Source organism: Pseudomonas sp. PDM27 (assembly GCF_019219205.1).
Lineage (GTDB): Bacteria > Pseudomonadota > Gammaproteobacteria > Pseudomonadales > Pseudomonadaceae > Aquipseudomonas > Aquipseudomonas laurylsulfatiphila.
Genome location: NZ_JAHUWF010000006.1, coordinates 200,051 through 226,277, shown reverse-complemented (window position 1 = coordinate 226,277; position 26,227 = coordinate 200,051). Strand labels below are relative to the sequence as shown.

The 26,227-nt window shown below is 61.5% G+C and carries 25 protein-coding genes; 11 read left to right on the top strand and 14 right to left on the bottom strand.

Going from position 1 to position 26,227, the window contains the following annotated elements:
• Positions 1-10: 10 nt before the first annotated feature.
• A complete protein-coding gene (greB, locus tag KW838_RS15055; protein WP_007973570.1) occupies positions 11-508 on the top strand; it encodes a transcription elongation factor GreB in 498 nt (165 codons plus the stop codon).
• 3 nt (positions 509-511) lie between these two features.
• Here the strand turns inward: greB and KW838_RS15050 are convergent, their stop codons facing one another.
• From KW838_RS15050 to KW838_RS15040, 3 genes are all read right to left on the bottom strand, one after another.
• On the bottom strand, positions 512-820 hold the full coding sequence (locus KW838_RS15050) for a hypothetical protein (RefSeq protein ID WP_007973571.1): 309 nt from the start codon (positions 818-820) through the stop codon (positions 512-514).
• Positions 821-1,068: 248 nt separating this feature from the next.
• On the bottom strand, positions 1,069-1,503 hold the full coding sequence (locus KW838_RS15045; protein ID WP_015094020.1) for a DoxX family protein: 435 nt from the start codon (positions 1,501-1,503) through the stop codon (positions 1,069-1,071).
• A gap of 101 nt (positions 1,504-1,604) precedes the next feature.
• On the bottom strand, positions 1,605-3,026 hold the full coding sequence (locus KW838_RS15040) for a transglycosylase SLT domain-containing protein (protein ID WP_102700325.1): 1,422 nt from the start codon (positions 3,024-3,026) through the stop codon (positions 1,605-1,607).
• Between the two features lie 224 nt (positions 3,027-3,250).
• Here KW838_RS15040 and KW838_RS15035 point away from each other — a divergent pair, with 224 nt between their 5' ends.
• The 3 genes from KW838_RS15035 to KW838_RS15025 all read left to right on the top strand — a co-directional run bounded on the left by KW838_RS15035 (position 3,251) and on the right by KW838_RS15025 (position 6,306).
• Complete coding sequence (locus tag KW838_RS15035; RefSeq protein ID WP_218501465.1) at positions 3,251-4,066, top strand: TatD family hydrolase; 816 nt, start codon at positions 3,251-3,253, stop codon at positions 4,064-4,066.
• 189 nt (positions 4,067-4,255) lie between these two features.
• Positions 4,256-5,737 (top strand): methyl-accepting chemotaxis protein, encoded by a 1,482-nt coding sequence (locus tag KW838_RS15030; RefSeq protein WP_218501464.1) that lies wholly within the window; start codon positions 4,256-4,258, stop codon positions 5,735-5,737.
• A gap of 203 nt (positions 5,738-5,940) precedes the next feature.
• The gene (locus KW838_RS15025; RefSeq protein WP_218501463.1) at positions 5,941-6,306 is read left to right on the top strand and encodes an Mpo1-like protein; all 366 of its coding nucleotides are present in this window, start codon (positions 5,941-5,943) and stop codon (positions 6,304-6,306) included.
• Here the strand turns inward: KW838_RS15025 and KW838_RS15020 are convergent, their stop codons facing one another.
• The 3 genes from KW838_RS15020 to KW838_RS15010 all read right to left on the bottom strand — a co-directional run bounded on the left by KW838_RS15020 (position 6,307) and on the right by KW838_RS15010 (position 8,475).
• Complete coding sequence (locus KW838_RS15020; RefSeq protein WP_007973583.1) at positions 6,307-7,104, bottom strand: acyl-CoA thioesterase II; 798 nt, start codon at positions 7,102-7,104, stop codon at positions 6,307-6,309. It abuts the gene before it with no gap.
• A gap of 232 nt (positions 7,105-7,336) precedes the next feature.
• Entirely contained in the window at positions 7,337-8,095 is a 759-nt protein-coding gene (locus KW838_RS15015) for a CHAD domain-containing protein (RefSeq protein WP_218501462.1), read from the bottom strand.
• Between the two features lie 101 nt (positions 8,096-8,196).
• Positions 8,197-8,475 carry a hypothetical protein gene (locus tag KW838_RS15010; RefSeq protein ID WP_102700320.1) on the bottom strand — a complete coding sequence of 93 codons (279 nt, stop codon included), beginning with the start codon at positions 8,473-8,475 and terminating at the stop codon, positions 8,197-8,199.
• A 221-nt stretch (positions 8,476-8,696) separates the two neighbouring features.
• On the opposite strand from KW838_RS15010, the gene KW838_RS15005 reads away from it, so the two are divergent.
• Positions 8,697-9,734, top strand: a complete 1,038-nt coding sequence (locus tag KW838_RS15005; RefSeq protein WP_102700319.1) for a patatin-like phospholipase family protein — start codon at positions 8,697-8,699, stop codon at positions 9,732-9,734.
• A 137-nt stretch (positions 9,735-9,871) separates the two neighbouring features.
• Here the strand turns inward: KW838_RS15005 and KW838_RS15000 are convergent, their stop codons facing one another.
• The 6 genes from KW838_RS15000 to kdpF all read right to left on the bottom strand — a co-directional run bounded on the left by KW838_RS15000 (position 9,872) and on the right by kdpF (position 17,948).
• The gene (locus KW838_RS15000; RefSeq protein ID WP_102700318.1) at positions 9,872-10,567 is read right to left on the bottom strand and encodes a response regulator; all 696 of its coding nucleotides are present in this window, start codon (positions 10,565-10,567) and stop codon (positions 9,872-9,874) included.
• A gap of 48 nt (positions 10,568-10,615) precedes the next feature.
• Positions 10,616-13,267 (bottom strand): sensor histidine kinase KdpD, encoded by a 2,652-nt coding sequence (locus KW838_RS14995; RefSeq protein ID WP_218501461.1) that lies wholly within the window; start codon positions 13,265-13,267, stop codon positions 10,616-10,618.
• Positions 13,268-13,398: 131 nt separating this feature from the next.
• Positions 13,399-13,944 carry a potassium-transporting ATPase subunit KdpC gene (kdpC, locus tag KW838_RS14990; RefSeq protein ID WP_116580133.1) on the bottom strand — a complete coding sequence of 182 codons (546 nt, stop codon included), beginning with the start codon at positions 13,942-13,944 and terminating at the stop codon, positions 13,399-13,401.
• Between the two features lie 142 nt (positions 13,945-14,086).
• Positions 14,087-16,144: a potassium-transporting ATPase subunit KdpB gene (kdpB, locus tag KW838_RS14985; RefSeq protein ID WP_218501460.1), complete on the bottom strand. Its 2,058-nt coding sequence runs from the start codon at positions 16,142-16,144 to the stop codon at positions 14,087-14,089.
• 11 nt (positions 16,145-16,155) lie between these two features.
• On the bottom strand, positions 16,156-17,850 hold the full coding sequence (gene kdpA, locus KW838_RS14980) for a potassium-transporting ATPase subunit KdpA (RefSeq protein WP_218501459.1): 1,695 nt from the start codon (positions 17,848-17,850) through the stop codon (positions 16,156-16,158).
• Positions 17,851-17,858: 8 nt separating this feature from the next.
• A complete protein-coding gene (kdpF, locus tag KW838_RS14975) occupies positions 17,859-17,948 on the bottom strand; it encodes a K(+)-transporting ATPase subunit F (RefSeq protein WP_007899818.1) in 90 nt (29 codons plus the stop codon).
• Positions 17,949-18,291: 343 nt separating this feature from the next.
• Between kdpF and rfbB the strand changes: the two genes are divergently transcribed.
• The 6 genes from rfbB (at position 18,292) to KW838_RS14945 (ending at position 23,822) form a co-directional block, all read left to right on the top strand.
• Positions 18,292-19,374 carry a dTDP-glucose 4,6-dehydratase gene (gene rfbB / locus KW838_RS14970; RefSeq protein WP_218501458.1) on the top strand — a complete coding sequence of 361 codons (1,083 nt, stop codon included), beginning with the start codon at positions 18,292-18,294 and terminating at the stop codon, positions 19,372-19,374.
• Complete coding sequence (gene rfbA, locus KW838_RS14965) at positions 19,371-20,246, top strand: glucose-1-phosphate thymidylyltransferase RfbA (protein WP_102700312.1); 876 nt, start codon at positions 19,371-19,373, stop codon at positions 20,244-20,246. The genes rfbB and rfbA overlap by 4 nt, the downstream gene beginning before the upstream one ends.
• A gap of 46 nt (positions 20,247-20,292) precedes the next feature.
• Complete coding sequence (gene rfbD / locus KW838_RS14960) at positions 20,293-21,162, top strand: dTDP-4-dehydrorhamnose reductase (protein ID WP_218501457.1); 870 nt, start codon at positions 20,293-20,295, stop codon at positions 21,160-21,162.
• A gap of 260 nt (positions 21,163-21,422) precedes the next feature.
• Positions 21,423-22,787 (top strand): ethanolamine permease, encoded by a 1,365-nt coding sequence (gene eat, locus KW838_RS14955; protein ID WP_218501456.1) that lies wholly within the window; start codon positions 21,423-21,425, stop codon positions 22,785-22,787.
• Between the two features lie 142 nt (positions 22,788-22,929).
• Entirely contained in the window at positions 22,930-23,097 is a 168-nt protein-coding gene (locus KW838_RS14950) for a DUF2897 family protein (RefSeq protein WP_007973599.1), read from the top strand.
• A gap of 167 nt (positions 23,098-23,264) precedes the next feature.
• On the top strand, positions 23,265-23,822 hold the full coding sequence (locus KW838_RS14945) for a TetR/AcrR family transcriptional regulator (protein WP_102700309.1): 558 nt from the start codon (positions 23,265-23,267) through the stop codon (positions 23,820-23,822).
• Here KW838_RS14945 and fabF read toward each other — a convergent pair.
• Positions 23,819-25,093 carry a beta-ketoacyl-ACP synthase II gene (gene fabF, locus KW838_RS14940; protein ID WP_218501455.1) on the bottom strand — a complete coding sequence of 425 codons (1,275 nt, stop codon included), beginning with the start codon at positions 25,091-25,093 and terminating at the stop codon, positions 23,819-23,821. The genes KW838_RS14945 and fabF overlap by 4 nt on opposite strands.
• 31 nt (positions 25,094-25,124) lie before the next feature.
• Positions 25,125-25,919, bottom strand: coding sequence for an SDR family oxidoreductase (locus KW838_RS14935; RefSeq protein WP_102700307.1), 795 nt, complete (start codon positions 25,917-25,919; stop codon positions 25,125-25,127).
• Positions 25,920-26,227 lie beyond the last annotated feature (308 nt).

The following is a 26,227-nucleotide window of genomic DNA, read 5'->3' as shown; positions in this document are numbered from 1 at the left end:
AGAAGTTGCCATGAGCCGTTACCGCCCTCCCCGCACCGCCGGCACCGCGCTGATCACCCCCGAGGGTGAAGCGCGGATGCGCGCCGAATTCCATGAGCTGTGGCATGTGCGTCGGCCCCAGGTGACCCAGGCCGTCAGCGAAGCCGCGGCACAGGGTGATCGCTCGGAGAACGCCGAGTACACCTACGGCAAAAAGATGCTGCGAGAGATCGACAGCCGCGTGCGTTTTCTCACCAAACGCCTGGAAGCACTCAAGGTTGTCAGCGAAAAACCCAGCGATCCGAACAAGGTGTATTTCGGCGCCTGGGTCACGATCGAGGACGAGGATGGCAAAGAGTCGCGCTACCGCATTGTCGGACCGGATGAACTGGACCTCAAACAAGGCCTGATCAGCATTGACTCGCCATTGGCCCGAGCCCTGATCGGCAAGGCACTGGACGCCGAAGTCCGGGTCCAGACACCGACCGGTGAGCAGTGTGTCTATATCGTGGCGATCGACTACCCGTAAAACTCAAGGGCGGGTGATCAGCCCTTGCCGGGCAACGCGGGTCAGTTGCCTGATCACCTCGGGAGCGTCTTCGAGGCTGGGGGATTGAATCACTGCCAGATCAAAACTGTCGTCGGCGAAACGCGCGAGCGACTCACCGTCTTCGACAAACTGGATCAGAAAGGCAGCGGGACCGCCGGTACGACGGGGCCAGCCATCGAGATAACGCAAGAGCGTCGGCTGATGTTTGCCGCCAAGCAGGATTTTTGGATTGCGCTGGGTGAGATGTGCCGTGATCGGCGCGGGACGTACAACCGGGTTTAGTGCATTCATTGTGTCGTGTCTCTGCCTCAAAAGTCTGCATGGCAGGTGAGAGGCAACACCGAACCAGCGCTTTAGCGGTATTTCGAAGCCTGTTTCGGCTTCTATCGGCAACTGGATGAGTCACCTGGCGCCCCGCAAGTAGCTGTTTAAATCGGCGCATGAGCAACATCCTAGAGAAGCTGACTGGACAGTGTCAAGAATGACGCTCAACAAAAAAGGCCCGCACGATGCGGGCCTTTTTTGTTGAGCCAGAGCGGTCAACCGGCGATGACACGGTCCGCCGAGAGTTTGCCCGCACCTTCGATCAATACCGCGATACTGCCACCGAGCAAGGCCAGGGCGAATTCATAACCGTTGTTGGCCATGAACAGTCCGTTGCTGATGTGCACCGAGAAAATCGCGACCAGCGACAGGAAAATCAGGCCCAATGCAGCCGGGCGTACCAGCAAGCCGATGATCAGCGCCAAACCGGCGAAGAATTCGGTGCCGCCCGCCAGTGCCGCCATCAGGTAACCCGGCGTCAGTCCGAGGCTTTCCATGTACTGCGCGGTTCCGGCCAGACCATAACCACCGAATGCCCCGAAGAGTTTTTGCGCGCCGTGAGCGGCGAAAACAATGCCGACCACGATGCGCAGAACGGTCAGGCCGTAGCCGGCGCGAGTAAACAGTACCTTGTTGATCAGAGTGCTCATGCTGTTTCATTCCTTGTCAGTGTGTTGGTTGGCGGCCATATTAATCAATAAATCACATGTTAAAAGCGGAAAAAACCCACCATTACAATCAGATTAGTTGATCATTTGCGAGAAACAACCTTTTGTCCCTGAGGCTCCAACGACTCCCGCTCCCGGTCGAACGCCAAGTAATACTTGTTCACGCTATTAACATAGCTGACGGGCCCCATACCCACCTGTTCCATGGCCACGCGTTCGACCTGGAAGAACCACTGGTTGGGATTCAAGCCGCGCCGCCGGGCTTCGGTGCGCATGCCCTGAACCCGCTCCGGCCCGATGTTGTAGGCCGCCAACACGAAGGCCATGCGTTCGCGCTCGTTGAGTTTCGGGCTGGCAAAGAACTTGCGCCGGATCATCGCCAGGTACTTGGCCCCGGCCTGCACATTGCCGTCTACGTCCTGAATGTTGCTGACCCCCACCCGCTGCGCCGCAGAAGGCGTGATCTGCATCAGGCCGGTCGGGCTGCCGCCGCTGCGGGCGGTGGGCTGCAACGCGGACTCCTTGAAGGCCAGCGCCGCCAGGTTCAGCCAGTCCATGCCCTGGGCATCGGCGTGTTTCTGCAGCACCGGGCGGAGTTTTTCCAGGCGCTGCCGGTCCGCCTTGGCCAGTGGATAGTGCACTTGATAGAGACGGCGATAGATGCGCAGGAATGCAGCGTCCTGATCCGATGGCTTTTTGTAGACGGTGAGGAAGCGATCAATGCTGGCCCGCAGCATCGACGCATCGCGGCGCACGAACCAGAACTCTTCGCCCGGCTCACTGATGACGACCTGCTTGTCGAAACGCAACTTGGGCAGGATCTTGCCCCAGCGTTCGGCAATCGGCTGCTCGACGATGGTCAGGTGAAAGATTCCGCCCTGGACCATCTCCAGTACGTCCTCGACGGCAAGGCTCGGATCGACCCACTCGATGTTGACCGGCGGCAGTTTGTGCAGGGCGAGCTTTTGATTGATCTGGCTGACGGCATCCCCGGCGGCGCTGCCAGCGGGTAGCGCCAGGGTCTTGCCGGAGAGCTGTTCAAGCCGGGTGTAGCGGCGTTCGCCCTTGATGCCCACCAGGACCAACGGGATGTTGCTGGCAACCGGCTCACTGGTGCTGACGGCGAAGCCCGGTTGCAGATCGAGCAACTCGCCTGGCGCCACCAGATCGCCCTCCCCGCGCTGCAAGGCGCCGAGCAGTTGATCCTTGGCCTTGGGAATGATCTTGAGGGTAATTTCCTGACCGTCACGGGCGTGGCCGTTGAGGTATTGCTCGAACGCTCTCAGGCGATGGTATTCAACCCCGATCGCCTGCCCCTGGACTTCGCCGGAACTGTTGCGGCTCTGGTTGACCAGCACCCGCAGCACACGACTGCTGCGGATCTGCGCAAGGTCGCGCACCTCGCTGGCCGGTACGGCTTGCAGCGGCCCGGGCAGACGCGCGACCGCCGTCATCGGCAGTAGCAGCGAACAACACAGCAGTAGCAAAACCGAGGGACGAATCATCCACTCTCCGGAAAGAATACGGGGCCGCTTCAATGAAGCGCGGCGACAAAAACAGGGCATCCAGGGCGCTGACAACGCACGAAAGACTGGCACAATGATGGCAAAACTACCAATCCAGCCAGGTCCGCGGCTCAAGAGACAGCGTTAACCCGTTGTAGTTCTTGGCTTTTCTTATAAATCCACGGCTCTGATATGCTTTCCGGCCTTTGGGCCGAGGTAGCACCATGCAACTCATCGATATCGGCGTCAACCTGACCAACGCCAGTTTTGCCGACAAACACCAGGCCGTACTCGACCGCGCCTACGCGGCCGGCGTGTGCCAACTGGTGCTGACCGGCACCAGTGTCGAGGGCAGCGAACAGGCCCTTGAGCTGTGCCAGCAACTGGACGGAAGCAATCAGCGCCTGTTCGCCACCGCCGGTATTCACCCTCACTGCGCCAGCGACTGGAACGCCGACAGCGCCCGCCGTCTGCGCAGCTTGCTCAACGAGCCGAATGTGGTGGCCGTCGGTGAATGCGGACTGGATTTCAACCGTGATTTCTCACCACGCCCGCAGCAGGAAAAGGTCCTCGAAGAACATCTGGCCTTGGCCGTCGAATTGCAGCTGCCGGTTTTTCTGCACGAACGCGACGCCAGTCAGCGTTTGCTGGAAATCCTTCGCGACTTCCGCGACCAATTGCCGGCCGCGGTGGTGCACTGCTTCACCGGGGAGCAGAAGGCACTGTTCAGCTACCTCGACCTCGACCTGCACATCGGCATTACCGGCTGGATCTGCGACGAGCGCCGGGGCACGCATTTGCATCCGCTGGTCAAGGAGATCAAGCGCGGACGCCTGATGCTCGAAAGCGATGCACCGTACCTGCTGCCGCGCAGCCTGCGCCCCAAGCCGAAAAACGGACGAAACGAGCCGGCGTACCTGACCGAAGTATTGCGCGAAGTGGCACTGCATCGCGGGGAAAGCCAGGAGGATCTGGCGGCGCACACGACAGCCTGTGCACGCGCGTTTTATGGCCTGCCATTGATCTCCTGTTCACCATAAATCCCTGTGGGAGCGAGCTTGCTCGCGATGGCGGCAACACATTCGGTACGGATGTGACTGACAAACCGCAATCGCGAGCAAGCTCGCTCCCACGGTTCGAAATTGATCTGCATCAAAAACCAGCCACCTGAGTAGCGGCACAATAATGGCACCTTGCCAAAACTGTTTCCGCTATCAGAGAAGACCTCCATGGGTGCCTGGCTTAGCAATATCTCGCTGAAATACAAATTCTGGGCGGTCAACGCCGTCGCGTTCGTCACCACCCTGTTGTTGGTGCTGTACGCGGTGCAGCTTGAACAGCAGGCCCGCAGTCACGCGTCCCGGGCTTCGGCCCAGGCCCAGGCGCGATTGCTCGAAGCCTGGCCCACCGGGCAACCGCTGCCCAACATCGATAACCTGCTGACGCTCAATCGCGGACAAGTGCCTTCGCTGCTTGAACAACCCATTCCCGAGCTCATCAATGCAAAAGGTTGGGTCGAGATCAACCCGATGCCGCTGTTCGGTGACAACCCGTTGATGGGCGCCGAAGTATTCACGCGCGCTGACGGGCAGCGGGTCGCCGTGATCGCCCACGGCCCAAGCCTGAGCCAGGTGTTCAGCGAGCGTTTCGCTAACTACGCGGTGGCGGTGTTCATCCTGATGCTGGCCATGCTCGGCGCATCGCAGTTGTTGATCCGCTTCCTGCTCAGCCAGCTCAACACCCTGAAGGACGTCATGTTGCACGTGGAGAAAACCGGTGACCTGTCGGCCCGCGTGCCATTGGCTTGCAGCGACGAAGTCGGGCAGATGGCCAACGCGTTCAACGCCATGCAGGCCGGTTATCAACGGGTGGTCAACACCGTTGCCAGCACCGCCCGGCAACTGGACACCGGCGCTGCGCGACTGGCGGCGAGCATGAATGAAGTGCGCCACGGCATGCTCGGTCAGCAAAGCGAAACCGATCAGGCCGCCACGGCGATCAATGAAATGACCGCCACGGTCTATCACATCGCCCAACACGCGGGCGCCACCCGTGACCTTTCACAATCAGCCGATACCCTGGCCGGTAGTGGCCAGGAAGTGGTGACGCGGGTGCAGCGCTCGATTGCCGGGCTGTCCACCGGCGTGCAGCAGACCGCCGAGATGATTCAACGCCTGGCCGAGGACAGCCAGAAGATCAACGGCGTGGTCAACGTGATTCACAGCATCGCCGAACAGACCAACCTGCTGGCGCTGAACGCCGCCATCGAAGCGGCCCGGGCCGGCGAGATGGGGCGCGGCTTTGCGGTAGTCGCCGATGAAGTGCGCAACCTCGCCAAACGCGTGCAAACCTCCACTGACGAAATCACGATCATGGTGTCGGCGCTGCAGGCCGGGACGCGGGACGCCGTGGATTTCATGCAAGAGAGCTCGTTCAAGGCCGATGACTGCGTACGACAAGCCCAAGAGGCCGGCGCGGCCCTGGCCGAAATCACCGGCGCAGTGGCACAGATGCGTGAAAGCAACACGCAGATCGCCGTGGCGGCCGAGCAGCAGAGCCAGGTGGCGGAAGAGATGAACCGGGCGGTGGTGAGCATCCGTGACGTGACCGAGAACACGGTGCAGCAGACGGTATCTTCAGCGACCACCAGCAATGAGCTGGCGGCGCTGGCCGGGGAGTTGAGCAAGGCGATAGGTCAGCTCAAACTCTGAGGGCCTCTTCGCGAGCAAGCCCGCTCCCACAGTGGAAATGCATTCCCCTGTGGGAGCGGGCTTGCTCGCGAAGGCGTCAGAACTGGCACCCTCTTTTCCAGTCATGGCTCCTATCAAGCCAATAGCCAGCCTTGATTCGCCGCCGGCATTGACCGGGCCTATTCTTCATTACATGTGTTCAACATGGATCGAGGATCAGCATCATGGGCAAACGTCACCCCAACCTTCCCGCCTGGCAATGGCGAGCGTACCCGAACAATCATCAGCACCCGACCAATCTGGTGTTGCACCTGATCGCGGTGCCGCTGTTCATCGTGGCGTTTCTGCTGATCGTATCCGGGGTCTTCAGCCTGAGCCTGGGCAACATCGCCATTGGCGTGATCGGCGTGATTGCGGCGATGGCCTTGCAACGCCACGGCCACAGCATGGAGACGCAAGCCGCCGAGCCGTTCAGTGACCGCAAGGATGCAGTATCGCGCCTTTTGGTCGAGCAGTTTCTGACCTTTCCGCGGTTCTTCCTCAGCGGTGGCTGGTGGCGCGCCTGGCGTGAGCGCCACCGTCGGCACTGATCAGGCGAACACCGTCACCGTCTGCCGGCTCATGGCGATCAACCGGCCATCGGCGCTCCACATTTTGGCGGCGGCATGCCCGTAGCCGTCCGCGGCGTGCTCGGTCTCGACGAGATATTTGCACCAGTCCAGGGTGGTCAATTCCAGCAGCGGTTGCACGAACTCGATGGTCCAGGTCAGCGTGCTGCCCATCGCTGGCTTCTTCAAAAACGGCATCAGGGCCGGCGGCCAGGCGTCCACCAGCGCGAGGATATGCGCCTCGCTGATGGCCTCTTCCTTGACATCGCCGCGCAAGCGCACCCAACCACCCATTTGCCGCGATGTGCTACCGCTGAACGGCAGTCCGCCTACACTCCAGCGCATCGCCAGGTGTCGCATGAACTCCGGGATGACGCCTTCGACAAAAGGCAATTCCTGGCACTCGTCCCAGTGCTTCATTTCAGGTGCGGGTTCAGCGGCCACGGCCACTACCGAAGGGCGTGAAGCGCCAAAGCTCCCCTGGATCAACGTCACCACCTGCCCCTTCTGCATCACCCGGCCCAGCACCTGGCTGACCGCCTTGCCTTCGCGCAATACGTCGACTTCAAAGCTGACTGGAACCTCGGGCTCAACCGGGCCGACAAAGGTGATCGCCAATGAGCGCACCGGGCGATCCGCTGGCACCCGGGCACGCATGGCTTCGTACTGCAAAGCCGCCACTACGCCACCGAAACTGGCGCGCCCCTGGCCCCAGGAGGCCGGAATGGACAGCTCCAGCGGCTGGCTACGGACAGCGTCAAGCAGTTCGGAAAAACGCATGAAAACCTCAGGGATCGGAAAAAGATGAGGGGATGTTAACCATCTGGCGAGGTGGATACATCGCCTATTCCGGACAAATTGACTGACAGATAAGTCGCGCAGGTTTCATATCGAACATAAACCCCTGTGGGAGCGGGCTTGCTCGCGAAGAGGCCATCAGCTTCAGCATCAATGCTGACTGACACAGCGCATTCGCGAGCAAGCCCGCTCCCACATTTGTTCGGTGGGGGTCTCAGGATTTGAAGCAATCGCGACTGAGCTTTTCCAGCACCCGGTCCGCCCGGCTTTCTGCCTCGGCCATGGTGGCTGTCCAGATCGCGACACAGGGCTGCAAATCCGCTTCCTGCTCAACCATGGCCAGCCATTGCACGCAATCGTGCCAGTCACCCAGCGCGCCCTGGGCTGATTTCAATCGGGGCATGGCCGCTTTCGGCAAACGGTCCAGCTCGGGGTAAGCGTCGATGCCATAGCGTACGCGCTTGATCAGCAGGCGTAGCCGATGACGGTCGTGGGCAGGGTCGTGCAGTGCTTCGTCGAGTTTTTTCCACTGTTTGCCCAGGCGTTTTTCGATGTGCTTGCGCAGGCCCTTGAGCAATCCCTGGCGCTGTGCAGCGCGCAGAAAACGCGGGAACGCATCGAGGACGATCAGCAACCGCGCGAGCTCGGGACTGGCCGCCACGGCCGGATAGGCTTCGGCCATTTGCGCCATTCGCGAATGTGCAGCTCGGGGTTGACCGTGTTGAAGCAGGTACGCCGCCAGCACTTCGCGATCACGTAACGGCGTAGTCAGATCGCCCACCCGTGAAGCGGCCGCTTCCAGTTGTTCGACACCGGGTAACCCTCGCAAGGGTCGCAACAGGCTGCGTAACCGACGCATGGTGGTGCGCAGATCGTGTAAAGCTTCAGGGTCAGTACGCTCTCTCAAGCGGGCCTGACAGGCCAGCAGACGAACTTCAAGGCCCAGGATATGAGCCACCAGCCGATCGATCATGGGGGGTTTACTCCGTAAACAGCGCCAGGCTGCAAGCTACGAGCTGCAAGCCCGATGAGTCTTGCAACTCGTAGCTTAGAGCCTGCAGCTGCTTTTTGCCTTCAACGCCCCGCGCGCGATTCACGGATATAGAAACGAGCCTTCTCGGCTTTCCTGGTGCAGCCTTCGAATCCTTCGAATTGCTGTTGTGTCTTGGCCGCGGTCAACAGCGACAGGGCCTTGGAGTAGCTGACGGTCCCGGCGAAACCTTCGACTTTGGCCAGGTCCAGTTCATGCCATGCCGCATCCAGGTTACTACCGCAACTGTCGCGGTAGGTGGTCTTTCCAGCACAACCGGCGAGCGCCAGGGCAATCAATGGCACGCAGATCCAGGCTTTCATCACTTACTCCTCAAAAATAGGTCAACAGTCATGCAGGTAAGACGGTGTGGCACCTGAAAAGTGCCGTTGGTCCGCTGTGCGAACTATAACGCTGACGAGAACAACCCTGTGCCGCCATGGAGTGTCGAAAATACGACGCTCTTGCCCCTTCGAACGACCATGACGATTGAAGCATGGCCCTCGATAGGTGCATTGTTGAAGCATTCAAACGAGGGCGATTCATGAAAAAGCGTGTCGCGCTGGTATTGGGCTCGGGTGGAGCCCGGGGTTACGCACATATTGGGGTCATTGAAGAGATCGAACGTCGCGGCTATGACATTGCCTGTATCGCCGGTTGCTCCATGGGCGCGGTGGTGGGCGGGATCTACGCCGCCGGCAAACTCAATGAATACCGCGACTGGATCGAGAGCCTGGATTACCTCGACGTGTTGCGCCTGGTGGACGTCAGTTTTCGTCTGGGGGCGATTCGTGGCGAGAAGGTGTTCGGGCAGATTCGCAAGATCGTCGGCGAGATCAACATCGAAGACTTGCGCATCCCCTATACCGCCGTTGCCGCCGACCTGACCAACCAGCAGGAAATCTGGTTCCAGGAAGGTTGCCTGCACCAGGCGATGCGCGCCTCGGCAGCGATTCCCAGCCTGTTCACCCCGGTGATGCAGGGCAACCGCATGCTGGTCGATGGCGGCATTCTCAACCCACTGCCGATCGTGCCGGTGGTGTCGAGCCATTGCGACCTGATCATCGCGGTCAACCTCAACTCCACCAACCAGCGCCACTACCAATTGCCGGTGATCCAGCGCCCCGCCGCGTTCAAGACCCGCTTCGACAACCTGATCAGCTCTGTCGGCTCGAAGTTGCCGTTCCGGCGTAAACAGGCTGAACAATTGTTGATCCTGGAACAGGAAGCGTTGAAAGCCGAAGGGGCGGATTTCAACCCGTGGATCGAGTCCGCCGAGCCCGAAGCACAGCAACCCGCGGCCGCCCCGGAAGCCAGTGGCGCGCCCCGCTCCGCCACCGGTTCGTTCATCATCGACAACGTCGGACCGGCGTCCTTGCTCGACTTGATCAACCAGAGTTTCGAGGTGATGCAGACGTCGCTGGCGCAGTACAAGATTGCCGGGTATCCGCCGGACATTCTGATCAACGTGCCCAAGCGCGTGTGCCGGTTTTTCGAGTTCTACAAGGCGCCGGAGCTGATCGCGCTGGGACGGGAGATTGCGCGCGATACGCTGGATCGGTATGAGAATGAGCAGAATTGAACGTCTGAAAGTTCTCGATTGAATGTAATGCCCTCTTCGCGAGCAAGCCCGCTCCCACAGTGAATCTTTGGTGTACACAAAATCCCATGTGGGAGCGGGCTTGCTCGCGAAAGCGCCAGATCAGTCACCACAAAACTTCAAAACTGCTCACTCAACAACCGATACCCCACCCCCGCCTCGGTCACGATAAACCTTGGCCGGGTCGGGTCATCCGCCAGTTTCTGGCGCAAGTGCCCGACCACGATGCGCAGGTAGTGAGTGTCTTCGGTGTGCGTCGGCCCCCAGATATCCTTGAGCAATTGCTGCTGGGTGATCACTCGCCCGGGATGCCGCGCCAGTTGTGCCAGCACGGCGTATTCCTTGCGAGTCAACGCGACTTCGATACCTTCGAGCAACACCCGGCGATACGCCAGGTCGACCGTCAATGGACCGAAGCTCAGCGCCGCTGGCTGGGCTTCGCCCACGGGTGCCTGGCGCAGCAACGCACGAATCCGCGCCAGGAATTCCTGAATGCCGAATGGCTTGGTCACGTAGTCATTGGCGCCGCCATCCAGGGCCTCGACTTTCTGCCCTTCACCGGCGCGCACGGAGAGCACCAGCACCGGCACCGTCGACCACTCGCGGAAATCGCGCAATACCTGCTGGCCGTCCATGTCCGGCAAGCCGAGGTCGAGCACCAGCAAGTCCGGTTTGTTCAATGCCGCCTGGGCCAGGCCTTCACTGCCCGTGCCGGCCTCCAGCACTTTGTAGCCTTGGGAAGCGAGGCTGATGCGCAGGAACTTACGGATCTGCGGTTCGTCGTCGATGACCAGGATGGTCGCGGTCTGGCTCATGAGTTCACATCAACACAAAGAAGTGGCAAGAGAGTAGCGCAAGCACGATCAGGCTTCACTCTCGTATCCCGGCTGAGCCTGTAGCGGCAGGTGCAACGTGATGCAGGTGCCGCGCCCCTCGATGCCGTCGGCGACGCTGATGCGCCCGCCATGGGCACCGACCATGCCCTGACAGATCGCCAGCCCCAGTCCGGTGCCCTGCCCGCCACGATCACCTCGCGCGGCGGTGTAGAACATGTCGAAAATCTTCGCCCGATCCTCCTCCGGAATCCCCGGGCCCTCATCGCTGACCGAAAAGAACAGCTCACCGTCGTCGGCCCCGGCGCGCAATTGCAAACGCCCGTGGGGCGGCGAAAACCGCGCGGCGTTTTCCACCACGTTGACCAATGCCTGTTCGATGAGCGCGGCGTGCACATACAACAGCGGTAACTCGGCCGGCACGTCGGTGCTGACTTGCAGCGACGCAAGGACTGCGCGCAGGCGATTGAGCGCACTGCCGACGATATCGGCCGGTGACACCCAGTCCCGCGCCAGCTTCAGGGCTCCGTGGCCGAGGCGGGTCATGTCGAGCAGATTCTGGATATAACGATCAAGACGCTCGGCTTCATCGCGGGTGCCTTCGAGCAGTTCACGCCGGTCCTCCAGCGGGATCGCTTCACCCAGGGCCAGCAGGCTATCGATACTGCCGCGCATGGACGTCAAGGGTGTGCGCAAATCGTGGGACACCGAAGCCAGCAAGGCGCTGCGCAACTGCTCGGTTTCACCGTGCAGCCGCGCCGCTTCCAGATCATCGGCCAGTTGCGCCCGGGCCAGCGCCTGGGCCAGCGGCTGGCTCAGCGCGGTCAACAAACGACGGCGCTGGCCGCTCAGGGTCTGGCCTTCCTTGGCGCACACGCCAAGCAGCGCGAGCGGGCCGTCCTCGACCGATAACGGCCACCACCACCAGCGACCGAACGGCAAGGTGCCGGTGCCCGCACCTGCCGGTTGATCGTGCTGCCAGGCCCAATCGGCGGCGGCGCGCTCAGCTTCGGTGAACTCCAGCGGGCCACCGGTTTCGACTTTCCAGCCGCTCTGCCCGTCGCGGTTGAGCAGGCACAGTTGCACGTCGCTCCAACCGTTGAGGTGCTGGGCGGCCGCACTGACCACGGCCTGGCGGTCGGTGGCGGCCGTCAGTTTGCGTGACAGGTCGAGCAATTCAGTGGTCTCTTCCTGGGTATCGCGCAGCGCCTGCAATTGCCTGCGCTGGCGCGCCGCGAGGTTGCCGGTGAGGGCTGCCATCAACAAGAAAAACAGCAAGGTCAGCACGTCTTCTTCGCGCTGGATGCTCAAAGAAAAAGTCGGTGGAATGAACAGGAAGTCATAGGTCAGGAACGACAGCGCCGCACAGGCCAGCGCCGGCCCGAGACTGCTGCGCACCGCCACCAGCAACACGGCGGCGAGGAACACCAGTGAAATATTGGGCAGTGGCAGAACGCTCGCCACGGCCCAGGCCAGGGCGCTGGCCAGAACCGTCGCGACCACGGCCAACGCGTAGTCGAACCAGACCAGTGACCCCATCGACCGTTGATGGGGTTGATGCTGTTGGTGATCGCCGTCGAGAACGTTGATTTCCAGTCCGCGCGCATTGCGCAGCAGCCGCGCCGCCAGCCCGCCACCGAACAGGCGTCGGCGCAATCTCGGCCGGGACTGGCCGACCAGCACCAGGCTGGCACGACGCTCGGCGGCATGCTGGATCAGGGTTTTCGCCACTTCACCGGCGCGCAGCAACACCACTTCGCCGCCCAGGCGTTCGGCCAGTTGCTGGGCGCTCTGCAGGCGCAGGCGGGACTGTTCGTCACGCACTCGACCGTTGTCCACGTGCACCAGGCTCCAGGGCAGGTGCCGCCGCTGGGCCACGCGACTGGCATGCCGTACCAGACGCTCGGCCTGGGCATCGCCGTCCACCCCTACCAGCAAACGCCCGCGCACCGCTGGCGCCGCTTGTCCGAGTTGGCGATAGCCCAGGGCCAGATCGTTATCGACCTGAGCCGCCGCGGTTTGCATCGCCAGTTCGCGCAGGGCTGTCAGGTTGGTCTGGGAAAAGAACGCGTCGATAGCCGCCCGCGCCTGCTCCGGCACATAGACCTTGCCGTCGCGCAGGCGCTCGAGCAGTTCCCGTGGTGGCAAGTCGATCAGCAGCAGTTCGTAGGCTTCTTGCAGCACCCAGTCCGGCAGGGTTTCACGGACCTGCACGCCGGTGATGCCACGCACCTGATCGTTGAGGCTTTCCAGGTGCTGGACGTTGACCGTTGTGTAGACATCAATGCCGGCGGCGAGCAGTTCCTGAATGTCCTGCCAGCGTTTTTCGTGACGGCTGCCGGGTGCGTTGGTGTGCGCCAGTTCGTCGACCAGCACCAGCTTCGGTTTGGCGAGAAGCAGACCGTCCAGGTCCATTTCTTCGAGCAACACACCACGGTATTCCGAGCGCACCAACGGCTGCTGCGGCAAGCCGCTGAGCAGTACTTCGGTTTCGGCGCGGCCATGGGTTTCGACGACGCCGGCAATGACCTTCACGCCTTGACGCAGTTGGGTGTGGGCCGCCTGGAGCATGGCGTAGGTCTTGCCGACTCCAGGCGCGGCGCCGAGAAATACCTTGAGCCGGCCACGGCCATCGCGGGGCAGGTCTGCTAACAGCGCGTCGGCGCGGCCGGAGTTGCTCATGCTTGGAGTTCTCGTCTTTCAGATGTTGATGTAGTGATTGTCAAACCGTCTTCGCGAGCAAGCCCGCTCCCACAGGAGTACGCATTCCAATTGTGGGAGCGGGCTTGCTCGCGAATGGCAGCACCACGGACCTAAAGCTTTTCCAGCGCCAGATTCAACTCAAGCACATTCACCACCGGGGGGCCTACCAGTGGCTGCTCGATGTGCGCGTCCAGCAGCTGTTGCAGTGACGCGACCGGCAGATTGCGCGCCGCGGCGACACGCGCCAGTTGATAGGCAATCGCCGCCGGTGGCAAGTGCGGATCGAGACCGCTGCCCGACGTCGTGACCAGCGCCAACGGCACCGGTCCCTGGCCGGGCACCAGCAGCTTGCCGGCTTCGTCGATCACCCGCGTGGCCAGGGCCGGGTTACTCGGCGACAGGTTGCTGGCGCTGCTCGATACGGTGGCAAAGGCACCGGCCGAAGGACGCGGGTGGAACCAGGCGTCGCCGACGAAATCCTGGGCGATCAGCGAGGAACCGCGGACCTTGCCCTCGGCATCGCGCACCAGGCTGCCGTTGGCCTGATCCGGGAACGCGACCTGGGCGACGCCGGTAACCACCAGTGGATAGGCGACGCCGGTGATCAGCGTCATCAGGACCAGCAGGCTCAGGGCCGGGCGTATCAATGTGGACATTTCAAAATCCTCGAATTCGTAATTCAATCAATTGGACCGTGTCGCATTCTTCGCGAGCAGGCTCGCTCCCACAGGGCGAAAGCATTTCAAATGTGGGAGCGAGCCTGCTCGCGAAGGCGGTGCATCTGGCACCCCGCGCAGGTCAAACCAGATGCAACGCCGTCAACAGCATGTCGATCGCCTTGATGCCCACGAACGGCACCAGGATCCCGCCCAGGCCATAGATCAGCAGATTGCGTCGCAACAGCGCCGCCGCACTCGCCGCCTGCACGCGCACACCGCGCAATGCCAGGGGAATCAGCACCACGATGATCAACGCGTTGAAAACGATCGCCGACAGAATCGCGCTCTGCGGACTGCTCAGGTGCATCACGTTGAGCACGCCCAGTTGCGGGTAGATCGCGGCGAACAGCGCCGGCAGGATCGCGAAGTACTTGGCCACGTCGTTGGCGATGGAAAAGGTGGTCAGCGCACCGCGGGTGACCAGCAATTCCTTGCCGATCTGCACCACGTCCAGCAACTTGGTCGGGTCGCTGTCGAGGTCGACCATGTTGGCCGCTTCACGTGCCGCCTGCGTGCCGTCGTTCATCGCCATGCCGACGTCCGCCTGGGCCAGTGCCGGGGCATCGTTGGCGCCGTCGCCGCACATGGCGACCAGGCGACCGTCGTTTTGCTCGTGACGAATGCGCGCCAGTTTTTTCTCCGGCGTGGCTTCCGCCAGCACATCGTCCACACCGGCCTCAGCGGCGATGGCGGCTGCAGTCAACGGGTTGTCGCCGGTGACCATGACCGTGCGAATACCCAGCTTGCGCAACTCGGCGAAACGCTCGCGGATGCCGGGCTTGACCACGTCCTTGAGGTGGATCGCGCCGAGCAACTTGCCCTCGGCGCAGACCAGCAAGGGGGTGCCGCCGCTTTGCGCGATCTTGTCGATTTCGCGGGACAAGGCCGGTGCCAGGTCAGCACGTGTCAGGCCGACGAAGGCCAGCAATGAATCCACCGCACCCTTGCGGTACACACGCCCTTGATAGTCAACACCGGACAAGCGGGTTTCGGCACTGAACGGCACGGCTGTCAGCACGTCGGCGGACGGCTCCGGTTGCGGATGAGTGCCACGCAGGTACTCGACGATCGACTTGCCTTCAGCGGTGTCGTCGGCCAGCGACGCCAGCAACGCGCCTTCGGCCAATTCCCTGGCTGTCACGCCTGGCGCGGCATACACCGCCGAGCAACGACGGTTACCGAAGGTGATGGTGCCGGTCTTGTCCAGCAACAGGACGTGCACGTCCCCCGCCGCCTCCACCGCACGACCGGACTTGGCGATCACGTTCAGGCGCACCAGACGATCCATGCCGGCGATACCGATGGCCGACAACAGACCGCCGATAGTGGTCGGAATCAAGGTGACCAACAGCGCCACCAGGAACACCAGCGGCAGGCTGCCGTTGGCGAAGTGGGCGAACGGTTGCAGGGTGACGACCACCAGCAGGAAGATCAGGGTCAGGCCGATCAGCAGGATGTCGAGCGCCACTTCGTTCGGGGTTTTCTGGCGTTTGGCGCCTTCGACCAGGGCGATCATGCGGTCCAGGGTCGACTCGCCTGGGTTGGCGGTGATCTTCACCAACAGCCAGTCGGACACCAGCCGTGTATTGCCGGTGACGGCCGAGCGGTCGCCGCCGGACTCACGAATCACCGGTGCCGACTCACCGGTAATCGCCGCTTCGTTGACCGCTGCGATGCCTTCGAGCACTTCGCCGTCACCAGGAATCATCTCCCCAGCTTCGACACGCACCACATCGCCCTTGCGCAGACTCGTGGCCGGCACGACCTGGAAGGTGCCATTGCTGGTTTTGCGCCGGGCGCTCAAGCCTTCGCTGCCGGCCTTGAGGCTGTCGGCGCGAGCCTTGCCGCGACCTTCGGCCAAGGCTTCGGCGAAGTTGGCGAACAACACGGTGAACCACAGCCACACGGCAATTTGCGCGGCGACGAAGGTCGGTACGGCCGTATCGGGAATGAAGCACAGCACGGTAGTGAGGATCGCGGTCAGTTCGACCACCAGCATCACCGGCGCACGTTGCAATTGCCGTGGGTCGAGCTTGACGAAGGCTTGCACCAGCGCCGGGCGCCACAGGGCCGAGATCGCGGTTTTCGGTTGTTCCGGCGCCTTGACGGCGACGGTTTTGGATACGGGCATATTCATCTTCAACTTCCTCAGAAGGCCATGCTCAGATGTTCAGCAATCGGGCCCAGTGCCAGGGTCGGCAGGAAGGTCAGGCCACCCACCAGCAAAATGGTAACGGTCAGCAAGGTCACGAACAGCGGGCCGTGGGTCGGGAAGCTGTTCTGGCCGATCGGCGCGGTTTTCTTCATCGCCAGGCTGCCGGCCAGGGCCAGTACCGGAAGGATGTAGCCAAAACGACCGATCAACATGCCCAGGCCCAGCATCAGGTTGTGAAACGGCGTGTTGGCACCAAAGCCACCGAACGCCGAACCGTTGTTGGCACTGGCCGAGGTGTAGGCGTAGAGCAGTTGACTGAAACCGTGAGCGCCGGGGTTGGTCACCGAGGCCACCGGGCCCGGCAGGCTGGCGGCAATCGCGCTGAGCACCAATACGCCAATCGGCATGACCATCAGGGTCACCACCAGCAATTGCACTTCCCTGGCTTGCAGTTTCTTGCCGAGGTACTCCGGCGTACGACCGATCATCAGGCCGGCGAGGAACACCGCGATCAGCACGTTGAGCAACATGCCGTAGAGTCCGGCACCGACACCGCCGAAGATCACCTCGCCAACCATCATGTTGACCAGCGCGACCATGCCGCTCAGCGGGTTGAGGCTGTCGTGCATGCCGTTGACCGAACCGTTGGACGCCGCCGTGGTGGTTACCGACCAGAGCACCGTGGCGGTAGTGCCGAAACGCGCTTCCTTGCCTTCCAGCGGCGCAGTCTGCTCGACGGCGACGTTGTTCAGGGTCGGGTTCGGCTGGTATTCAGCCCATAGCGAGGTCGCGCCGCCGATCAGGAACAGCGCCAGCATGCAGGCGATGATCGCGCGACTCTGACGCAGGTCCTTCACGTAGTGGCCGAAGGTGAACACCAGTGCCACCGGGATCAGGATGATCGAGGCCACTTCGAACAGGTTGCTCCAGGCCGTCGGGTTCTCGAACGGATGCGCCGAGTTGACGCCGAAGAAGCCGCCACCGTTGGTACCCAATTGCTTGATCGCAATCTGGCTGGCAGCCGGGCCCAGTGGAATGACCTGGTCGACGCCTTGCATCGTCACCGCATTCACGTACTGCGCGAAGGTTTGCGGCACGCCCTGCCAGACCAGGTACAGCGCCAGCAGCAGGCACAGCGGCAGCAGGCCGTAGAGGGTGGCGCGGGTCATGTCGACCCAGAAGTTGCCCAGCGATGCCGTGGATTTGCGGCCGATGCCGCGGCACAGCGCAACCAATACGGCCAGACCGGTGGCGGCGCTGACGAAGTTCTGCACGGTGAGGCCGGCCATCTGGCTCAGGTAGCTCAGGGACGCTTCGCCGCTGTAGGCCTGCCAGTTGGTGTTGGTCATGAAACTGACGGCGGTATTGAACGCCAGCGTCCACTCCTGGCCCGGCAGGTTTTGCGGGTTCAGCGGCAGATGGTCCTGGAACAACAGGATCGCGAACAGCAGCAGGAAACCCGCAAGGTTGAAGGCGAGCAAGGCCAGCGCGTACTTCTGCCAGCTCTGTTCGGCGTGCGGATCGACGCCGGCCAGCCGATAGCAACCGCGTTCGACCGGGCCCAGGACCGGCGACAGCCACGTGCGCTGCCCCTCCATCACCTTGTAGTAGAAGCGCCCGAGAAACGGTGCCGGGACCAATACCAGGGCGAAAAACCCGAGGATCAGCCAATAGTCATAACTGTGCATAGCCGCTCCTAGTTCCGGTCCGCGCGCAACAGCGCAACCAACAGATAAATGAACAGCCCCACTGCCAACAGCAGTGACACCCCGTCCAGAACGCTCATGGAAGTTCTCCGTGTTACGGCGTATTGCCGCGTGTGGAGTCATTGTCGGAAAGGAGGCTGTAAAGGAACGAGACCGAGGGTGCGGGCCGGGCATAAAGAAAGCGTAAAGAGTGGGTTTACGCTGGGGTTACGGGGAGAGCGAAGGCCTTGCGATACGCAAAAAACCACGAGGGTCGTACCTGGAACGCCAAATTGTGCGCAAGGGTGGTGAGTGACGGCGGCAACTCATGGATAATCGAACCTGATTGGCGCGACGCAACCAAATGGATCAAGAACTCTTGCACCTCCCCGCTCGCGCCTGCAAGCTACCGCCATTCGCATTACTGAAAAAGGCTGGCCCAACGTGCGTATCCTCATTACCGGCGGAGCCGGCTTCATCGGCTCGGCCCTTGTTCGCGAGCTGATTCAACACACCGGGCATGAAGTGCTCAACCTGGACAAACTGACGTATGCCGGCAATCTCGAATCGCTGACCAGCATCGCCAACGACACGCGCTACGAGTTCGTTCAGGCCGATATTGTCGACCAGGCCACCGTCAGTGCAGTGCTGGCCCGTTTCCAGCCTCACGCGATCATGCACCTGGCAGCGGAGTCCCACGTCGATCGTTCCATCGACGGGCCATCTGAATTCATCCAGACCAACATCGTCGGCACCTACAGCCTGCTCGAAGCCACCCGTGCCTATTGGCAAGCCCTCCCGGAGCCTGAGAAAAACGCCTTCCGCTTTCATCACATTTCCACCGACGAGGTTTACGGCGACCTGCACGGTGTCAACGACCTGTTTACGGAAACGACGCCCTACGCCCCCAGCTCGCCCTACTCCGCCAGCAAGGCCGCGTCCGACCATCTGGTCCGCGCCTGGCAGCGAACCTATGGCTTGCCGGTGCTGCTGACCAATTGCTCGAACAATTACGGGCCTTTCCACTTCCCCGAGAAACTGATTCCGCTGGTCATCCTCAATGCTCTGGCCGGTAAGCCGCTGCCGGTGTATGGCAACGGCCTGCAAGTGCGCGACTGGCTGTTCGTCGAAGATCACGCCCGGGCACTGCTCAAGGTGGTGACCACCGGCACCGTCGGCGAGACCTACAACATCGGCGGGCACAACGAACAAAAGAACATCGACGTGGTGCGCGGCATCTGCGCCCTGCTCGAAGAACTGGCACCGCACAAGCCTGAGGGCGTTGCGCATTACGCCGACCTGATCACGTTCGTCCAGGACCGCCCTGGACATGACTTACGCTACGCAATCGATGCCGGCAAGATTGAACGCGAACTGGGCTGGGTGCCCGAAGAGACCTTCGAAACCGGCCTGCGCAAAACCGTTCAATGGTACCTGGATAACCTGGAGTGGTGCCGCCGTGTCCAGGACGGCAGCTATCAAGGTGAACGCCTTGGCGCCATCAATCCCAAGGAGCTGCTCGCATGATGAAAGGCATCGTTTTGGCGGGTGGCTCGGGCACGCGCCTGCACCCGATTACGCTCGGCGTGTCGAAGCAGCTGTTGCCGGTCTACGACAAGCCCATGATCTACTATCCGATCTCGGTGCTGATGCTGGCCGGTATCAAGGATATCCTGCTGATCTCCACCCCGCAGGATCTGCCGCAGTATCGCAATCTGCTGGGTGACGGCAGCCAGTTCGGGGTGAACTTCAGCTTTGCCGAGCAGCCTTCACCGGACGGTCTGGCCCAGGCTTTCCTGATTGGCGAGGAGTTCATCGGCGATGACCCTGTGTGCCTGATCCTGGGCGACAACATCTTCCACGGTCAACACTTTGGCGAACAGTTGCAGAACGCGGCACAACGCTGCTCCGGCGCCACCGTGTTCGGTTACTGGGTCAAGGACCCCGAGCGCTTCGGTGTCATCGACTTCGACAGCGATGGCCGTGCGCTGTCGATCGAGGAAAAACCGAAAAAACCGAAATCCAGCTATGCCGTTACCGGCCTGTATTTCTACGACAATGACGTGATCGAGATCGCCAAGGCGGTGAAACCTTCGCCTCGCGGCGAGCTGGAAATCACCGACGTCAACAACGCCTACCTGCAACGCGGCGACCTGCAGGTCGAGCGTTTTGGTCGAGGTTTCGCCTGGCTCGACACCGGCACCCACGACAGCTTGCTCGAAGCCTCTCAATACGTGCAGACCATCGAACACCGCCAAGGCCTCAAAGTCGCCTGCCTCGAAGAAATAGCCTATGAAAATGGCTGGATCGACCGCGAACAGCTGCTGGAGCGCGCCCGGTACTTTGGCAAGACGGGTTATGGCCAGTACCTGGCCAAACTGGCAGGGGATGAGCAATGAACCTGTGTGAGCCCGATTTGCCTCGTGAGGAGATTGGGCTGCAGCCATGAAAGTACTCATCAATGGCCGCAACGGCCAGGTCTCACATGAGCTGCAACGGCGGTTGGGGGCTGTCGGCGAACTGATCGTATTGGGTCGCGATCAGCTCGATCTCGCGCAACCCGATCAGATTCGCCGCCAGGTGCAAAACATCAGGCCCGACCTGATCATCAACGCGGCGGCCCATACCGCGGTTGATCTGGCAGAGAGCGAGCCGCAAGCAGCCTTTGCCATCAACGCAATCGCTCCCGGCATCCTCGCCGAAGAGGCGCTGGCTCTGGACATCCCGTTGATACATTACTCCACGGACTATGTTTTCGACGGGTTGAAAGCCGGACCTTACAACGAGGACGACACGCCCAATCCGCTCGGGGTATACGGCAAGAGCAAGCTGGCCGGTGAACAGGCCATCAAGGACGTGCAAGGCAGACACCTGATCCTGCGTACCAGTTGGGTCTATTCAACCCATGGCCGCAACTTTCTGCTGACGATGCAGCGCTTGCTGCAAGAGAAACCGGAGTTACGCGTAGTCGCCGATCAAATCGGAGCCCCTACCTGGGCCGGCACAATCGCCAACAGCACCCTTGCACTGATTGAGCGCTGGCGGGCGAACGAGGTGGCCAACTGGGGCACTTATCACCTTAGCGCTCAAGGTGAGACCTCCTGGTTCGGCTTCGCCCAGGCAATCGGCGAAGCATTGCGACAACAGGGCAAGCCCTGCGCCACCCTGTTACCGATCCCGTCCAGCGACTACCCGACGCCTGCTGCCCGGCCGCTCAACTCGCGTCTGGATTGCAGTCGCTTGCAACGCGATTGGGGCGTCAGTCAACCTGACTGGCAGACGGCGCTGCGAGAGTGCCTGGCCGAACAGACCTGAACATCAACGGCAGCCCGCACCTGACTTGAAATACGACGTACCCGCATCGCAGCGGCGTCGTGTAGCAGACAGGCGGGCTTGCTCGCGAAAGCGGCATTTGCAGCAACGACGCCCCCGACTGACGCACAAAATTCGCACAATCAGTCGCGAACATCTCCGATACGACGCCTTTCAGCCCATTACGACGCACCCTGGCGAAATGGCACGCCCACTGCACCGGCCTCCCCCCGAGCGTTCCAAACCACTCAGGGAGCAAGCGCATGAACACACAACTCAAACCCACGCTGGGCACGTTGCATCTGTGGGGTATTGCCGTCGGGCTGGTGATTTCCGGGGAATATTTCGGCTGGAGTTATGGCTGGGGCGTGGCCGGGACCTTGGGCTTTCTGGTGACCTCTTTCATGGTCGCCACGATGTACACCTGCTTCATCTTCAGTTTCACCGAGCTGACCACCGCCATTCCTCATGCTGGAGGCCCCTTTGCCTACAGCCGTCGCGCGTTTGGGGAAAAAGGCGGATTGATCGCCGGCCTGGCGACATTGATCGAATTCGTCTTCGCCCCACCGGCGATTGCCCTGGCCATCGGCGCCTATCTCAATGTCCAGTTTCCAGCCCTGGACCCGAAACACGCGGCAGTCGGTGCCTACATCCTGTTCATGGGTCTCAACATCCTCGGCGTGAAACTGGCGGCGACCTTCGAGCTGGTGGTCTGCGTGTTGGCAGTCGCTGAATTGCTGGTGTTCATGGGCGTGGTCGCGCCGGCGTTCAGCTTCAGCAACTTCGCCCTCAATGGCTGGGCCGGCAGCGACGTGTTCGGCGCTCCGGCGATCGCCGGCATGTTCGCGGCGATCCCCTTTGCCATCTGGTTCTTCCTGGCCATCGAAGGCGCCGCCATGGCCGCCGAAGAAGCCAGGGACCCGAAACGCACCATTCCCAAGGCCTACATCAGCGGTATTTTGACTTTGGTGCTGCTGGCGATGGGCGTGATGTTCTTCGCCGGTGGCGTCGGCGACTGGCGCACCCTGTCGAACATCAACGACCCGCTGCCCCAGGCGATGAAAACCGTGGTCGGCGAAAGCTCGGGCTGGCTGCACATGCTGGTGTGGATCGGCCTGTTCGGCCTGGTGGCGAGTTTCCACGGCATCATCCTTGGCTATTCACGCCAGTTCTTCGCCCTCGCCCGCGCCGGCTACCTGCCGGCGTCCCTGGCCAGATTGTCGCGCTTCCAGACGCCGCACCGGGCGATCATCGCCGGCGGCGTGATCGGCATCGCGGCGATCTACAGCGACGGTTTGATCAACCTCGGCGGCATGACGCTGACGGCGGCGATGATCACCATGGCGGTGTTCGGCGCCATCGTCATGTACATCATGAGCATGCTCAGCCTGTTCAAACTGCGCAAAACCGAACCAAACCTGGAGCGCACCTTCCGCGCCCCATGCTACCCGCTGGTGCCGTTCATTGCGCTGATGCTGGCGGTGGTGTGCCTGGTGGCGATGGCCTGGTTCAACACCTTGATCGGCCTGATCTTCCTGGGCTTCATGGCTGCAGGTTTCGTGTACTTCACGCTCACCGCGCAATTGCGCGCCGACGCACCGGCGGACGCGATGCTGACCGGACATTGAATGCGTTCGGGTGAACCTTGAACAACAGGCATAGAATGGGGGTGATAGCGATGGAACTGCGACGAAACCCCGTCACTCAAAGTGCTATACGCGATCGGTTGGCGAACCCTCGTCGACCCGCCTGCTTTTCAAGGAGAGTCCTATGCCCTGGTATGCCTGGTTGATTCTGGTCGTTGCCATTGGCTCGATCGTTGGTGGTCTGATGATGCTGCGCGACACCGCCCACAAAGTCGAACTGACCGAAGAACAACGTAAGCGCGTCGCCGAACGCAATGCGGAAATGGACGCCAAGGAAGCGCAGGACCGCTGAATGAAAACCCCGCCTTGGACGGCGGGGTTTGTTTTTGCGTGGCCTCCCCTGAAATCATGCCGCTTTGTACCCATATCGAAGCATCTGCATGCTTTTTAGAAGTAGAAGTACAGTCACCATGCAATTTTCATTGGTTAATATGGGCCGCATTGATGCGGAGATATCAGATGCGTTACTCGCAGGACCATAAAGCCCAGACCCACCAACGCATAATCAAGGAAGCTTCAGCGCGATTTCGACGCGACGGTATCGGCGCGACCGGGCTGCAACCCCTGATGAAAGCACTGGGCCTGACTCACGGTGGCTTTTACTCGCACTTCAAGTCCAAAGACGAACTGGTAGAGAAAGCCTTGCAAGAGGCTGGCGCACAAGTCGACGAATTGTGCGCGCAAATCTTCGCCGAGGAGCATCCTCTCGAAGCCTTCATCGACGCTTACCTTTCCGAATGGCATCAAACCTCACCTCACGAGGGTTGCCCGCTGCCGACCATTTCTTCCGAACTGGGACTGCGTGGCCAACCGAGTCCGACCAGCGACGTCGTGCTCCAGGCGCGACTCGACCAGATCCGGCACACCCTTGACGGAGAGCGCACCGCCGACCGTAGCATCGTCATCATGTCGACGCTGGTCGGCGCCTTGCTGTTATCGCGCAGCGTGGCCGACGCCGGGTTTGCCCAACGGATTCTCGACGTCGCACGCGAACACCTCAAACACCCGCAGGATTAACCCTGCCAACGCTTGAACAGCACACTGGCATTGACCCCGCCAAATCCGAAGCCGTTGGACAACGCATATTCGATGGCCATCGGCCGTGCGCTGCCATGAACAATGTCCACGCCCTCAGCGGCAGGGTCCGGGTTTTCGAAATTGAGGGTCGCCGGCACGACCTGATCGCGGATCGCCAGCAGCGTAAAGATCGCTTCGAGTCCACCCGCTGCACCGAGCAAATGCCCGGTCGCCGACTTGGTCGATGTCACGGCAATGCCGTTTTGCGCCCCGAACAACGCCTTGATCGCCGCCAGCTCCCCCAGATCCCCCACCGGAGTCGAGGTTGCATGAGCATTCAGATGCTGGACCTGAGCCGGTGAAACACCGGCCTGTGCCAATGCCAACGACATCGCTCGCCGCGCACCGCTGCCGTCCTCGGGACCGGCGGTCAGGTGATAGGCATCGGCGCTGGTGCCGTAGCCGACCAGCTCCGCCAGGGGTTGGGCGCCCCGGGCCAGTGCATGGTCCAGAGACTCGATGACCAGCAGCCCGGCCCCTTCACCCATGACAAAGCCATCGCGACCACTGTCGAAAGGTCGTGAAGCTCGCTCAGGCGTGTCGTTGTAAGCGCTGGACAAGGCGCGAGCAGCCGCGAACCCGGCAAGGCTGACCCGATCGATCGCCGCTTCCGCACCGCCGCACACCGCGATATCCGCCTCACCCGCGCGAATCATTCGCGCCGCGTCGCCAATCGCCTGAACCCCGGCGGCGCATGCCGTGACCGGCGCGCCCAATGGCCCCTTGAAGCCATGCTGGATCGACACATGACCGGCCGCGAGGTTGACCAGAAATGAAGGAATAGTGAATGGAGACAAACGCCTCGGACCACGGCTATCGGTGGTACGCACCGCGTCGGCAATCGCACCGAAACCGCCCACACCTGAACCGATGATGGTAGCCGTGCGCTCCTGGGCATTGGCATCCAGCGCCTGCCACCCGGCTTGCTCCAGCGCCTGACGCGCGGCTTCCATGGCGAACAGAATGAAGCGGTCCATCTTCTTCTGCTCCTTGGGTGGGGTCGCCCGGTCCGGATCGAAACCCGCCTGGGGATCATCAGCCAGCGTCGGCACCGCACCGCCGACCGTGGCCGGCAGATCGGCAACCACCGCACCCGGCAGATTGCGCAGCCCGGAACGGCCGGCCAGCAGCCGCTCCCAGACCACTTCGACACCGCTTCCCAGCGGCGACACCAGGCCCATGCCTGTTACAACCACACGACGATCACTCATACCGCTCACACCTCAATCTGGTTGATGCCACTTACCGATAACGGGCAGCAGCCTTGCTTTTGGACAGGTTAGGCGCCATCACAAGACGCGCCGCCACGAACGCATTCCAATCCGCCGCATCGGGCAATGAAGGAATAGTGATCAACTCACCCTGATCCAGACCCGACAATGCAGCATCGACCATCTCACCCGCCTCCATCACCATGTCCGCAGGAATTTGTGACGCGTCGATGCCGGAGCGCTCCCAGATCTCGGTTCGGGTCACACCGGGCAGCACCGCCTGGATCTTCACCCCGGTGCCGTCCAGTTCGGCGTTCAACGATTGAGTCAGGCTCAATACGTAGGCCTTGCTGGCGCTGTAGGTCGCATTGAAACGCTCGGGAAACAAGGCCACCACCGACGCAATATTGATGATTGTGCCGCGCCCGGCCTTGGTAAAACCGGCTGCAGCCGCCGCGGCCAATCGCGTGACAGCGGTGATATTCAACTGAATCATTCGCTCCAGTTGGTCGAGATCGGCATTGGCCAAAAGCCCGTCCGCCGCCACGCCGGCGTTATTGAGCAAAAGACTGATACTCGAATCGCTGCGTAACCGCTGTTCGAGCTGCAGCACGTCTGCTTTTTGAGTCAGGTCCGCCTTCAGCACTTCAACCTTGATCCCATGGTCCGAGCGCAGTTTGCTCGCGGCCGCCTCCAGTCGCTGCTCGTCGCGCGCCACCAGCAATAAATCAAAACCACGGGCCGCCAACCGCTCGGCGTAAACCGCCCCGATGCCGGACGAAGCACCGGTGACAAGGGCCGTACCTTGGGACTGAACTGAATTCATGACGGTGCTCCTGAAGGATGCTAAGGGACGCCTGACACCAGGGCACGCCGGCGCAAGCGGTATTTATTATAGTCATAATCCAAAGGCAATATGATAGTCGTAATTTTAATTCTCGAGAAACGCTCGGCTCTCGTCGGTGACCCTGCCAGAATGAGAGTAGACCCTGAATGAACATGAAACCGCGCCGGGCCTATGCGATGGAATGAATGGTATTGCGGGCTAACCGATAAATGGTGAGGGAGGAACAAAGCGGATTAAGGGTACCGAGGGGACAGGGGGCAACCAGTCTTTGAAGCTATCGAGCGAGG